This window comes from Psychromonas sp. B3M02 (assembly GCF_003318165.1).
Lineage (GTDB): Bacteria > Pseudomonadota > Gammaproteobacteria > Enterobacterales > Psychromonadaceae > Psychromonas.
Genome location: NZ_QOCB01000147.1, coordinates 42589 through 55344 on the forward strand (window position 1 = coordinate 42589; position 12756 = coordinate 55344).

Annotated in this window: 13 protein-coding genes; 9 read left to right on the forward strand and 4 right to left on the reverse strand. The window is 36.6% G+C overall.

What is annotated here, in order from left to right; genetic code table 11:
* Window positions 1-65: 65 nt before the first annotated feature.
* Both DS885_RS16515 and DS885_RS16520 read right to left on the reverse strand, forming a co-directional pair.
* Window positions 66-707 carry a PEP-CTERM sorting domain-containing protein gene (locus tag DS885_RS16515; RefSeq protein WP_113820499.1) on the reverse strand — a complete coding sequence of 214 codons (642 nt, stop codon included), beginning with the start codon at window positions 705-707 and terminating at the stop codon, window positions 66-68.
* A gap of 174 nt (window positions 708-881) precedes the next feature.
* Window positions 882-2051, reverse strand: coding sequence for a glycoside hydrolase family 88 protein (locus DS885_RS16520; protein WP_181817782.1), 1170 nt, complete (start codon window positions 2049-2051; stop codon window positions 882-884).
* Between the two features lie 313 nt (window positions 2052-2364).
* On the opposite strand from DS885_RS16520, the gene truC reads away from it, so the two are divergent.
* Together truC and DS885_RS16530 are read left to right on the forward strand one after the other, a co-directional pair.
* Window positions 2365-3138, forward strand: coding sequence for a tRNA pseudouridine(65) synthase TruC (gene truC, locus DS885_RS16525; RefSeq protein ID WP_113820514.1), 774 nt, complete (start codon window positions 2365-2367; stop codon window positions 3136-3138).
* Window position 3139: 1 nt separating this feature from the next.
* Window positions 3140-3871 carry a hypothetical protein gene (locus DS885_RS16530; RefSeq protein WP_113820501.1) on the forward strand — a complete coding sequence of 244 codons (732 nt, stop codon included), beginning with the start codon at window positions 3140-3142 and terminating at the stop codon, window positions 3869-3871.
* A gap of 75 nt (window positions 3872-3946) precedes the next feature.
* On the opposite strand, the gene DS885_RS16535 is transcribed toward DS885_RS16530, so the two are convergent.
* Complete coding sequence (locus tag DS885_RS16535; RefSeq protein ID WP_113820502.1) at window positions 3947-4432, reverse strand: YcxB family protein; 486 nt, start codon at window positions 4430-4432, stop codon at window positions 3947-3949.
* A gap of 189 nt (window positions 4433-4621) precedes the next feature.
* Here DS885_RS16535 and DS885_RS16540 point away from each other — a divergent pair, with 189 nt between their 5' ends.
* From DS885_RS16540 to DS885_RS16570, 7 genes are all read left to right on the forward strand, one after another.
* Entirely contained in the window at window positions 4622-5797 is a 1176-nt protein-coding gene (locus DS885_RS16540) for a cystathionine beta-lyase (RefSeq protein ID WP_113820503.1), read from the forward strand.
* Between the two features lie 100 nt (window positions 5798-5897).
* Window positions 5898-6776 (forward strand): CPBP family intramembrane glutamic endopeptidase, encoded by an 879-nt coding sequence (locus DS885_RS16545; protein WP_113820504.1) that lies wholly within the window; start codon window positions 5898-5900, stop codon window positions 6774-6776.
* A 103-nt stretch (window positions 6777-6879) separates the two neighbouring features.
* Entirely contained in the window at window positions 6880-7914 is a 1035-nt protein-coding gene (locus DS885_RS16550; protein WP_113820505.1) for a glycosyl hydrolase family 8, read from the forward strand.
* Window positions 7915-7929: 15 nt separating this feature from the next.
* A complete protein-coding gene (gene trxC / locus DS885_RS16555; protein ID WP_113820506.1) occupies window positions 7930-8361 on the forward strand; it encodes a thioredoxin TrxC in 432 nt (143 codons plus the stop codon).
* Between the two features lie 461 nt (window positions 8362-8822).
* Complete coding sequence (locus DS885_RS16560; protein ID WP_113820507.1) at window positions 8823-10424, forward strand: FG-GAP repeat domain-containing protein; 1602 nt, start codon at window positions 8823-8825, stop codon at window positions 10422-10424.
* A gap of 59 nt (window positions 10425-10483) precedes the next feature.
* Window positions 10484-11176 (forward strand): DUF6796 family protein, encoded by a 693-nt coding sequence (locus DS885_RS16565; protein ID WP_113820508.1) that lies wholly within the window; start codon window positions 10484-10486, stop codon window positions 11174-11176.
* Window positions 11177-11179: 3 nt separating this feature from the next.
* Window positions 11180-11608, forward strand: coding sequence for a hypothetical protein (locus tag DS885_RS16570; RefSeq protein ID WP_147232368.1), 429 nt, complete (start codon window positions 11180-11182; stop codon window positions 11606-11608).
* A 63-nt stretch (window positions 11609-11671) separates the two neighbouring features.
* Here DS885_RS16570 and DS885_RS16575 read toward each other — a convergent pair whose 3' ends face one another.
* Complete coding sequence (locus tag DS885_RS16575) at window positions 11672-12136, reverse strand: hypothetical protein (RefSeq protein WP_113820510.1); 465 nt, start codon at window positions 12134-12136, stop codon at window positions 11672-11674.
* Window positions 12137-12756: the final 620 nt, after the last annotated feature.

Here is a 12756-nt window from a genome sequence, read left to right on the forward strand (position 1 = left end):
TTTAATTTGTTTGTTTTTGGGAAGCATCTTTAAATAGAGGATGACACTTTTATAAAGTGCATTTCCTAAGCCACTTTCTTTTTGCGTGACAAACTCAAACCCATTAATGCCAAACCAAATAAACCAAATAAAGCTGGCTCAGGTACAGTGCCGATAATTTTTACAGCAGCAGTACCATTTACTTCATATTCACGATCTACATAATCCGTATGGTAATACTCTGAATAATAACTTGATTCCAATACTAGATATTCAGATTCATCAGAAAAATCATGATGTTGAGCCAAATAATAAGTACCACTTGCTAATAAAATCTCTAAATCAGACAATAAGAATGAAGTAACATTAAGGTTGTTAAGATCATAAGTACTTTTTGTTGCAACAGTTGTACCACTTAACAACGCTTCTCCAAAGGGGTCATCGGCGGATATAATCTTCCAACTTGTAGATATATAATTTTCAATACCCGCTCCGTCTCCGTTACCATTATTGCCGTTGTTATCTTTTGCAAAGAATTCAAAACCAGTAATATCCCAATCTTGGTCAGCTGTAAACTCAGAAATGACCCACCACTCCGTTGAACCTAAACAACCCTCTGCAACACAACGTAAACTTGTGCCACTTGGTTCACCTGAATCATATAGAAGTGTTGAATTAGCAGTTGTACTGAGGATGAGGGAAAAGAAGATACCCATTAATTTTATCATGTTAACTCCAACGCTTAAGTCTTTTAAATACGAGTGTTAAATAGCGTGCTGTATAGTACAGATTAAGCAAGAAAAATGCCATTTAACTATGTTGCTGTAATCAGTGAAGTTTTTGTTATGATAATGTGAGCGAATCTGAATGTTGTAAAATATTCTGACACCCTGTTTAATGGGTTAATGGTTATGTATATGCTTTTGTTGGTAGCGGTTTAGCGCTTCTAGGAAGTAATAGTCAGTAAAAATAGCAGGTACATCAATGGCATTGGGTTTTGTATAATAATGTACTGATTTATTAATAATAGGGGCTTTGGTGATGTCTTTAATAAAATAAGGAGTTGAAATTAAAGAGTTCAATATTCGTTTATAGGTTTGTATATAGGCAGCTTGCTTGGTTTGCTGTTGAATATACCCTGATAATTCGATTAACGCAGAAGCAAAGATAGCAGACGCTGATGTGTCAGGTTGTAAAACCTTACTATCGAGATCCCACATTGCAATGCCATCGTCGGGCAGTTGTTTAATAAAATAGTCAGTTAAGGTTTGTGCATATTGAAGGTAAATATCATCATGTGTGTAACGATACATAACGACCATGCCATAAATTATCCATGTATGACCTCGAGACCAAGTCGTTTCGTCTCCATCGCCTTGTAATGTGCCCTTATTAATCACTTCGCCTGTTGTTTTGTTGTAGCGAACAATATGATAACTACTGCCATCTTCTCGTATAAAGTCTTGGTAAGTTTTTAATGCATGATCTTTTGCTATTTCTGCCCATTGTGTATCACCACCGTTTTCCGCAGCCCATAACAAGAGTTCTAAGTTCATCATGATATCGATAACCACGGGGATCGAGTTTTCAAAATACTTATCATCCCAATCTGAGCTGAGTAGTTGGATATTTTTATGATAGCGATCTGCGAGGGTATTAGCTGCAAAGAGCATGATCTGTTGATAAGCGCCAACATCAATGTCATGACTGATTGCTAATGCCTGACCGTAAGTGGCCATAAATTTAAACCCTAAGTCATGACTACCCGTATCATGTGTTTGATCTGCTAAGGACTCTGTCCATTGTTTGGCCCACTCTTGAAAACGAGTATCACCACTTAACTGGTAACCTTGCCATAATGCTCCAGGGTAAAAGCCAGCAGTCCATTTATGGGATTTATTTAATTGCCAAGTCAGATCATGGTTGCCATAAGTAGGGAAAAGGTTAGGGTCTTTAATCAATGCAACACTTGTTTCTAGATGAGAAAGAGACGCCTGGATAGCTTGAGAAATACGTTTATTAAACGCTGCATCGTCTTCATTTGAAGCTGCCAATGTAATCGTGCTGCTCATTAGCAACACGCTTAATATTACCCCTTTTATTATGTGCATTTATCTATCCTTAGGCATTTAGTATGGTTAAAGCACTCGTTGTGAAGCAGTCTATTCGTATTGTTGGCTTTAACCAATACAGAGATGAAGTTTTTAGCGTTTATTGTTATATTAGTCGCTTATTTTTACCGTTTATCGAATAAACATTATTAGCCACTATGACGTTATTGAGTCATGTCTTAGGGGTGAGCAGTAAGCGAGAGTTATGACGTCAAAACAACACACCTTCGAAGCAGTACAAGTAGCAGATAATGAGCTAGACAACCTAGAAACAATGCTAGCGACAGTGGCTGAGCAACAAGACATTGTGGTTGAAAGTAATACACCTGAATTAGATATCTTGTACCAAGATGATTATTTAGTGGCGATCAATAAACCTTCGGGATTATTAGTTCACCGTAGTTGGTTAGATACGCATGCTACAGAATTTGCAGTACAAAAGTTACGAGATCAAATTGGCCAACATGTCTACCCTGTACATCGCCTAGATAGACCTACTTCTGGGGTGTTATTGTTTGTATTAGATAAAGACAGCGCACGTCATCTGATGCAGCAGTTTATCGATCATAGCACTGAAAAAAGTTACTTAGCAGTAGTAAGAGGGCATATCGGGCAAGGTGTTTTAGATTACCCTTTGAAATACCAATATGACAAAATTGCCGATAAAAAAGCTGATATGACTAAACCCGCTCAAGATGCAGTCACCGAATATCGTTGTATTTCTCAAACGGAAGTACCGATTGCAGTTGGACCTTACGCGGCTTCTCGATATTCATTAGTAGAGTTACAGCCTAAAACAGGCCGTAAACATCAATTACGCCGCCATATGAAACATTTACGTCACCCTATTGTCGGAGATACTTCACATGGTGATGGTAAGCATAATACGATGTTTAGAGAGCATTTTGATATTCATCGCTTATTGTTACATGCCGCTTACTTGAGCTTTACACACCCGCATACGGAGCAAAAGGTGGAAATTCATGCGCCTTTAACCAGTGAGTTTGCACGTGTGTTAACTGACATTAATTTATCAATAGAGAAATAAGATGAATAAATCCCTTAACAAAGTGCTATTAATTGTTTTGATAATAATGGGCGTTTTCTACTACTTTCAACAAGGTAGTAATACCCAACAAGCCTGCATTACTGAAAAAGGGTTTTGGAATGAATCGCAAAAAGTCTGTGAAAAAAGCAGTAAAAAGATTATTTTTGAATCACTGGCTAATGCTCATCCAACCTCGATTATTTATCCAGAAAATGAGCGACCTGTTTTATTAGATACTCTAGAAAAAGTGCAAGGTAATGACTTTCTACATGGGCAATTTGATGTGTTAGTTGCGCCTGCACAAGCAGAAACTGGCCCAGTATATGACCGTGGGACTGCATATTTAAATATGTCTAAAATGGCTTTATTAAGTGATAACAGAAGTGGGCTAACCTATTTTTCAGCGCCTTTTATTATTAATACGATGGGCAGTGGTGTTTTTACCTATGTTGGACTTTTTTCATATGACTTTAACACCGAGCAAGCGCGTCACCTCAGCTCTGAGTTATTAGGTAACCGAGTGCGTGAAGCAAAGATTGTGATTGAAGAAAAAAGTGTGGTGAAAGACAAGGTATTTGTGCAAGAAGGTTTTATTAAAGTGTATTTTAAAACTCATGGTCCTGATCAAGCGGCTTCTGAGTATCCAACACAAGATAACCACATGGATTTACAACTTGTTGCGTTAGATCCAAGTAATGATGAGAACGCTACTTTTAGAAAAATTGCGGAGTAGCTTTCTCTAATAAAAGGAGCCTATCGTTTTGAGTTTTTTATCACTGTAGGTTCTTAATCTACTGCTTATTTTATTTTATGCTGTTTTCTTACCTTCAAGCTGCATCAATAAGTAATCTTGTATCTCTTTGTTTAAACAGCTTTTACTGAGGTACTGTTGACCACCTTGTTGTAAATTCAACATAAACCCAGCATCCGTTTCTTGATAGCTTTTAATCGACTCCCAAGCCAATTGACTATTGATGTAAACGCTTTTATTTTCAATGCCATTTTCATCAAAGATCAAAGTGATTTTATTGCCTGCATTTTTACTGATCATTTGTCGTGTCAGCCACCATGCTTTGCGATATTTAAAGCTCAGATATTCAAGGACTGCAATAGCGAAGAAGAACCAGGCTAATAAACCTTGAACTTCAGTTAAAAACAGAAAAAATAAACCAGTAATAATCGCACCTATAATAAATCCCCAACGTGGCTTTTGTGGTGCTTTTAATGACATAGATTGATCAAAGCATTCTGCGTAATGGGAGCGGTCAAGTGTGAAAACTGTTTCTAACTGCATGGTAAACCTATCAATGTTAAGCAATATAAATAAAGATTATACCCACTTCTTCAATCACTAAGCCATTTAATCCAGACTATCTTATGACAATTTTCTCGCTGTTTATCTATTTTTGAAGTGGTAGTATGTGATTATTAGAGACTAAATAGATTTTTCAATGCTTTATTAATGATGGGGTGGATGAGTTAAATGAAAAAAGAGACACAGATAGTAACACTAGGTCGCGATAAAAAATGGACTAAAGGGGTGATCAACCCACCTGTGGTACGAGCTTCAACTATGGTATTTGAAACCATGGAAGAGATGCGTTTTGCTTCAAAGAATAAAGCTAATGGAGAGATGTTTTACGGTCGTCGTGGCGGCCCAACACACTTTGCTTTTCAAGCTGCGATTGCAGAATTAGAAGGTGGTGTAGGCACTGCACTTTATCCATCGGGCTCTGCGGCTATTAGCAATTCACTAATGTCATTTTTAAAAGCCGGCGATCACCTGTTAATGGTAGATAGTGCTTATGAGCCTACACGTGCATTATGCGATAGCTTATTAGCAGGGTTTGGTATTGAGACCACTTACTACGACCCAATGATTGGCGCGGGTATTAAAGACCTGATTCAAGACAATACAAAAGTATTATTTTTAGAATCGCCTGGTTCAATTACCATGGAGATTCAAGATGTACCCACATTAAGCAAAATTGCACATGAGCATGGTTTAGTGGTGATGTTAGATAACACGTGGGCTTCACCTATTAATTCACGTCCATTTGAAATGGGCGTTGATATCTCGATTCAAGCTGCGACTAAATATATTGTTGGTCACTCTGATGTGATGATGGGAACAGCAACATCTAATGAAGCACATTGGGAGCAATTACGTGAAAATAGTTACCTAATGGGGCAATGTACATCGCCTGATGATGTGTATCTAGCAAGCCGAGGTTTACGTACTCTAAGCGTACGTATGGCACAGCATGAAAAGAATGCATTACAAGTAGCAAACTGGTTAGCAACTCGTCCAGAAGTGGATCATATTCGCCATCCTGCATTTGAATCTTGCCCTGGACATGAATTCTTCAAACGAGATTTCAGCGCGGCAAATGGTTTATTTTCATTTGTATTAAAGGAAGGGAACAGCAAATCATTAACTGCCTTAGTTGAGAATATGGATCATTTTAAAATGGGCTTCTCATGGGGTGGTTTTGAAAGCTTAATTTTAAGTGTATCGGGTATTGATAAAATCAGAACCGTGACCGAATGGGATAGCAGCAAGCCATTGATTCGTTTACATATCGGTTTAGAAAACCCAGAAGATTTGATTGCCGATTTAGAAGCGGGTTTTGAACGCTTTCATGCAGCACTTAAATAACTTAAATTGTTGTAATTGATAGAAGGGGCCAAGCTGGCTCCTTTTTTGTTTTTAACTATACCTATTTTTTAGGTTGTGAAGCACATATGATCAATGGAATATGACTTTCTACTTTTTAGGCTTAGCGATATTAGCTGCTTTTCCTTTTTGTAAAATTACACTAGCCAGGCAGCCACTTTGGCCATTTTTATTGTTAATCTGTCTTTGCTTTGCTTTTAAAGAGAAGCATATAAACGTAATGGGATTAGCAAATCTCACTTGCTATTTTGCTTTGTATTATGCCGCGTTAAATATAAAACAGGTTCGGTTATCTCGATTATTTAGCTGTGTATTTATTGCTGCTAGTGTAGCGCTCGCCTTGCATCTTGTACCTGGGTTTAATAATTTACCCATTATCATTAATGAGCAAATCAGCCAGAATGCGATAACTTATAACTTGTATGCAAATATTGATAAAGGGATTGCTGGTTTGTTGTTAGCCGCTTATTGCTTTAGAAAACTAAATAGCAGTACTACCACTGAAAAAAGTATTAATGTCTCACATGCCCACTGGCAAAGTGCAAAACAACCTCTCTTGGTTATTGGCTGTACTATCTCTGCGACATTGATTGGTGCTCTGTTATTAGGGCTGGTGGCGTTTAAGCCTAAGGTGCCAGACTTTTGGTTTGAGTTTATCGCTATTAATCTGTTATTTACCTGCGTAGCGGAAGAAGCATTATTTAGAGGCGTTTTACAAAGTACACTTTCGAAACTATTAAGTTCTACACGGATTCCTATTTTGGCACCTACTATCGTTGCTTCTATTTTTGCAGTGGCGCACTTTATCGGAGGGCTCAACTATGTATTGGTGTCTGCCATAGCTGGTTTAGGTTACGGGTATATCTTTTATAAAACACAACGCTTAGAGTGGGCTATTTTATGTCACTGGTTAGTAAATCTTTGCCACTTTTTTCTATTTACCTACCCCATGCTTAAATAGTATTTGAGGTTAATTTTTGGTGATCTTTATAGTGTTCACCTTTATCATAGAGGCCTATTTATCAATACATCTGCCTGTTAAAAAGTTAAGGAATACTGGAAACATGAAGAAAATTATATTCGCCTTAATAATATTGTTTTTCATTGTCATATCACTTCTACCACAATTTCTTTCTTTTGAACGAACACCCTATCAAAAAAATTGGATTGCCTACAAAGAGCAATTTATTAAAAATGGGCAAGTTATTGACCAAGAAAATAACAACCTATCCACTAGCGAAGGGCAAGGCTTTGCATTGTTATTTGCTGTTTTCTCAAATGATAGGAAGCAATTTGAGAAAGTCTGGGCATGGACTCAGCAACATATGCAGCGTAAAGATTACCTGTTTCGTGGCGAAGTTGATTCATCAGAGCAGACTTGTGATAAAACCTGTATTTCAGCTAAACCTAATACAAGTAATGGCGATCTCATTATTGCATGGGCATTATTTGCGGCTGAGAATAAATGGGACCGTCAAATATATTTAGTGGAAGGTTTCCGTGTATTAGAAGCCATTAAAGCTAAACTAATACGTAAAAAGTTTGATTACCAAGTCGTTTTACCAAGTGAAACAGGTTTTGAATTAGCCGATGGTAGTGTGCAAATTAATTTATCTTATTGGGTGTTCCCTGCATTTAAATTATTCTCTGACATCACTGCAGACCCTATCTGGGGTGAAGTCTACCAATCGGGTACCTCATTAATGGAATGGGCTCGTTTTGGTGATTGGAGTTTACCTGCGGATTGGATGATACTTTCAGAAGATAAAGTCACTTTAACTGGGGCTAACTCAACTGAATATGGTGAGAATGCAAATAGGTTACCTCTTTACTTGATGTTAGCTAAAGATTACCAAACTGAGTTAGTTGCGCCATTTATCGACTGGTGGAGCCAACAACCAGTGCCTGCATCAGTGGATTTATTAACGGGTGAAGTTTCAACATTATCTGCTAATAGTGGAATGCAAGCTATTGAAAAGGCTACTGAGGCTAACATGCAGGGCAATACTGAAATCACCTTCCCTGAAGTAAATGCAGAAACTGATTATTATTCAGCCACCTTTATTTTATTATCGCAATTAGCCATGATTAAGCAGTAAAAAGAGAGATTATAAATGACAACAATTACTTCTAGATGCCCGCATTGCCAATCCCTGAATCGCTTACCTGTTGAGCGAATTGAAGCAGACCCAAGCTGCGGACGTTGTAAAAAGGAGTTATTACAAGGTGCTCCTATTGAAGGCACTCAAGCGAATTTATCCGTATTAATCAATGGTGATAAACCTGTAGTTATTGATTTTTGGGCGCCATGGTGTGGCCCCTGTGTGAATTTCGCACCGATATTTACAGAGGTCGCGACACAAAATACAACCGCAAGGTTTTTAAAAGTAAATACTGAAGATCAACAACAATTAGGCGCGCAATATAATATTCGCAGTATTCCAACCTTGATGGTATTTAAACAGGGAAAAGTCGTAGATACCCTGAATGGTGCCTTACCAGCTGGGCAGTTCAAAACTTGGTTAGCACAGGCATTATTAAAGTAGCTGCGATTTAATATAAAGATATTTCGACATGGATAACATCCCCATGTCGATTAATTTAATGCCTGTCATTTGTTTAAATAAACTTGCTGAATAATAATACAGTCCTTTTTGCATTGTTTATTTTATTTGTATCTTTGTCGTTATTTACACTCTCAGCCAGAAAGTAGTTACCACTATTTTATCCATATAATGGGTTTAACAATTTTATAAATTACATACTACTTTGGGCATTATTTCTCCGTTTAAAATCGCTTCTGATTTCAATATGTACTACGTGCAATAAAGAAAAGTTAGCATGATTCTTTCCTTTAATCTAAACAACTCTATTTTTCTTCTATATTTATATTTTAATTTTTATAGCCATTTTATATAAAAATTGAATGTTTTAAGTGCTTTATTAGGTCTTATTAATATATCCCTTATCAAGGACGAATAAATTGGTCACTCAACCGGAGAAAACTATGAGTAGATGGAAGAAAGTATCGTTAATTGTTATCGGTATATTAATATGTATTTCATTCTTTTTTACTAGAATTGTAACTTATGTTGTACAAGGAGCAGAACAAGCACAAGGGGAAACTGATTTGCGTTTTACTGAAATTAGTACTGCTTTTACACATCAATCAGACTTTGTTGCTGGTTTACCCTTTATGGCGTTATCTACCATTGATATAGATAATGACAATATTGATGAGATCTTTGTTGGTGGGGGTATTGGTCAACAAGATAGCTTACAAAAGTATGTTAATAATAGCTTGGTGAGTTTGCCTACAGAGGGCTGGTTTGATAAAGCTAATGATGACCCAACTTATGGAGCTGCTTCCATTGATGCTAATAATGATGGGCGGGTAGATCTATTTGTTGCTCGAAGTAGCGGAGTTTACCTTTATGAAAATACAGGTGAAGGTTTTATTGGGAAAAAAGTAGAATTTCCTTTAGATAAAAAATCGTTGCCTTTATCAATTTCATTCGGCGATATTAATAATGATGGTGCCGTTGATTTATATGTTTCTAACTATATTCGTCCAGAATATGTTGAAGGTGAAACTATTTTTAATCAAGTTTATGGTGGTATTAGCAATTTACTATTAAATAATGGTGATAATACTTTTACCGATATTACTAAGTCATCAGGTGTATTTGAGCAACACAATACCTTCACAGCTGTTTTTGTTGATTTAAATAATAATGGGTTAAGTGATTTAGTAGTGGCTCAAGATACAGGGTTTGTTCGTGTATTTAAAAATAACGGTGATTTAACATTTGATAGTATTGAACTACCGGTTACCTATAGTTATCCAATGGGCATTGCTGTTAGTGACTATAACAATGATGGGTTGTTAGATTTATACTTCAGTAACGTAGGAAAAACCTTACCTGATTTTTTAGTTGTTGGTGATTTAACTGACGATCAAACCTTAAATAAAGACTATATCTTGCTAGAAAATCAAGGTGACTTTAAATTCAAGGATACTGCATTAGCAAATAATGCCGCAAAATATGGATTTGGTTGGGGTCTTGTCTCTTATGACTTTAATAACGACTCTTTAGCTGATTATCTTATTACTCAAAACTATATCCGCTTTCCTGCTGTTGAACATTTGGATCTCTACCCTGGAAACCTATTACAACAATATCAAGATAATACATTTAAGCCTGTCGAAGAAGTGGCTGGTATTCTCAATAAGCACTTTGGTGTGACTACCGTTGTTTCAGATTTTAATCAGGACGGTTGGCCTGATGCCGTTATTGGTAATTTAAACGGTAAGTTGCGCGCATTTATTAACAATGGTGGTAAACGCCATTGGTTAAAAGTGCGATTTAAAGACCAAACACGCTCATTAGGGGCAATTGTGACACTTACTATGGAAAATGGTCAAACCTATACAAACCAGTTTTATAGCAGTGAAGGCTTAGGCTCTGATCAAACGAGTGACCTATTTTTTGGTTTAGATAATCAAACTGACATTAAGTCTATACAAGTGAGCTACCAAAATGGCAAAACAGTGAGTATTGATTCACCTCAAGTGGATTCCACGATTAACCTTGCTGATTATCAATAATCAACAGTGATATTAAATAAAAACCTAGCGCTTTAAATTATTAATAAGAGAGCATTTTTGTGGATAAAAAAACATATAACATCTTGCTATTAACAGGTATCGCCGGATTTTTTGCTGCTTTATTAGTGGGAATAGGGGAGTTTACTTTACAGTTTTCTCCTCTTGGCGGTTATGAAGCTGAAGGCTATGGTTACTTTGCTAATGTAAGTAAAGACAGGTTAACAATAGGACACTTTTTTAGTACCTTAGCTGCCCCATTATATATTTTAGGGTATTGGCACTTAGGACAAATGTTTATTAAAGGCGGAAGTAAAGTACATGGTTGGATCATTACTCTACTCGGTGGTTATGCTTTTATGGTCGGTAATGCATGGTTAGGAGGGCGTATTTATTTAGCGCTAACAGCCCATGAAATAGCCGACATAACGGACTCTAATTTTGTTTTGCAATTACAAAGTTTATTAAGTGAGTTTGGCGCACATAATGAACCTTTGGTTAATGCGTTACGTTTAGCAATGGTTGTTGTTTCTATACTCTGGATATGGCGTATTGCACTAGGTAAAACCTTATATCCGCGTTGGGTTGCTTTATTTAGCCCTGCAGTTATTTTAGGGGCAATATTTGCTACTTACTTTACTGGTTTAAGTATTGGTGTGTGGTTGTTACCTGCGGCAATGAACGTTGTGCATTTAATTATATTTTCTATTTCGATTTATGCCGTGCATAGACAATACAAAAAGTTAAATTTATAAACGATGAACAATATACCTGAGAATGAAAATAAGAGACTAAATATACCAATCGCCATAGCTATTAAGGCTATTCTATTAGTGTCGCTAAGTGCAGGATTATATGGGGGGATTTCTGTATCTTATTTAACAGTTACAGGTATTGTCCCTTGTCCATCGGTTATTAATATACCGGCTTGTTATATTGTTAGTATTGGTTATTTGTTAATGCTAATCGCTGCTTTATTTGATCGCAAAAAATATTCCAAATGGCTATTTATCATAGGTTGGACACCAGTAATCTTACTTGCGGTTGTAGGTAGTGCACTGGAGTTCTCTCAGGGAGATATTTGTCCAAGAAGTGAAATGGGTACGCCACTTTGTTATATCTCATTGAGCTTTGGTGTGTTTGTTGCTTTTTTATATTGGCTAAAAACTACCAAGCTAAGTAGTTAAATAGTTAAAAAACCAGCGTAAAGCTGGTTTTTTTGAAAGCCAAATAAGTGGGCTATCAAATACTTATGGTTGGTAAGGTAGAGAAGATTGATGCAAGATAATACGTACTTTATTATCTTCGCATAGTTTAAATACAAAGCTCTTATTTACAAAAATATGGCTGTCATCTTCCCCAATGAAATGCACATTACATTGCACTATCGCTAAATCACCATGCAGAATAAAGTCTTCCTTGCTGTACCAAACTTTAACCCAAGGCTTAAGTTTAAAGCCATTATCATTTGGAAATTCGCTGTTGCTACCAACAAAGTAAGAAAGTGCACCCTCTTTAGTAGGGCGGAATGTTTGTTGACCAAATGTTAAAGTTGGCTTGAACAATACATGGCCGTTGTCGTAGTCGTAACTTTCAGATAACACTTGAAGAGAAAATGCTTGTGCATCGCCACCTTCAGAGTGAACTTTCCCTACTTTAACAACGTTATCACACCAAGTTTGTAGTGCTGTATGTACCATCTCTTTAGTAAACATAATCTATCCATCTCTCTTTTATGGGGTTTATCATTAACATATAAGTCGTTGTAACCAGTTAAATAGTTCAACCAAGAGTAACTTAACATAATAGTATTTTGTTGAGTAGAGTATTGCATGTGCTGTTTCAGTTTATCTATAGAGGGGAGGCGAAAAGCTTTCGCTGATGGAGTTAATTGTGTGAAAGGGGTTAGGAATATATAAACTCAAATTTCAGGCATAAAAAACCAGCAGTTAGCTGGTTTTATTATTTCTTAACACTTAGTTAAGAATGGTGCGGAAGGAGAGACTTGAACTGTTACAGCTTGCGCCTTCTTTGGGAATAGCTGAATCTAACTCTAGCGCGTCTACCAATTTCGCCACTTCCAAGAACGTGGCTGGGATAAAAAGATTTGAAGTTATACCAATCATAGTAAGTAACTGATCTATTTTACTTGTTAAAACAACTTATTTTTCGTTGTAAGTTTCGCATAGGGAACAACCATTTACATCAACTTACGCCTCAAACTAAGCCATTTTTCCGGCGCAAAATTTAGATCAGTTATTTAATACAATTGGTATTAATTTGTATAAACTCAAATTTCAGGCATAAAAAAACCAGCAGTTAGCCGGTTTGATTA

Bases quoted from the DNA above. Each gene is read 5' to 3' on its own strand.
- DS885_RS16540 (WP_113820503.1), top strand. From the start codon at position 4,622: ATGAAAAAAGAGACACAGATAGTAACACTAGGTCGCGATAAAAAATGG.
- DS885_RS16570 (WP_147232368.1), top strand. From the start codon at position 11,180: ATGAACAATATACCTGAGAATGAAAATAAGAGACTAAATATACCAATC.
- DS885_RS16550 (WP_113820505.1), top strand. From the start codon at position 6,880: ATGAAGAAAATTATATTCGCCTTAATAATATTGTTTTTCATTGTCATA.
- DS885_RS16545 (WP_113820504.1), top strand. From the start codon at position 5,898: ATGACTTTCTACTTTTTAGGCTTAGCGATATTAGCTGCTTTTCCTTTT.
- DS885_RS16530 (WP_113820501.1), top strand. From the start codon at position 3,140: ATGAATAAATCCCTTAACAAAGTGCTATTAATTGTTTTGATAATAATG.
- truC (WP_113820514.1), top strand. From the start codon at position 2,365: ATGCTAGCGACAGTGGCTGAGCAACAAGACATTGTGGTTGAAAGTAAT.
- trxC (WP_113820506.1), top strand. From the start codon at position 7,930: ATGACAACAATTACTTCTAGATGCCCGCATTGCCAATCCCTGAATCGC.
- DS885_RS16560 (WP_113820507.1), top strand. From the start codon at position 8,823: ATGAGTAGATGGAAGAAAGTATCGTTAATTGTTATCGGTATATTAATA.
- DS885_RS16535 (WP_113820502.1), bottom strand. From the start codon at position 4,432: ATGCAGTTAGAAACAGTTTTCACACTTGACCGCTCCCATTACGCAGAA.
- DS885_RS16520 (WP_181817782.1), bottom strand. From the start codon at position 2,051: ATGAGCAGCACGATTACATTGGCAGCTTCAAATGAAGACGATGCAGCG.
- DS885_RS16515 (WP_113820499.1), bottom strand. From the start codon at position 707: ATGATAAAATTAATGGGTATCTTCTTTTCCCTCATCCTCAGTACAACT.
- DS885_RS16575 (WP_113820510.1), bottom strand. From the start codon at position 12,136: ATGTTTACTAAAGAGATGGTACATACAGCACTACAAACTTGGTGTGAT.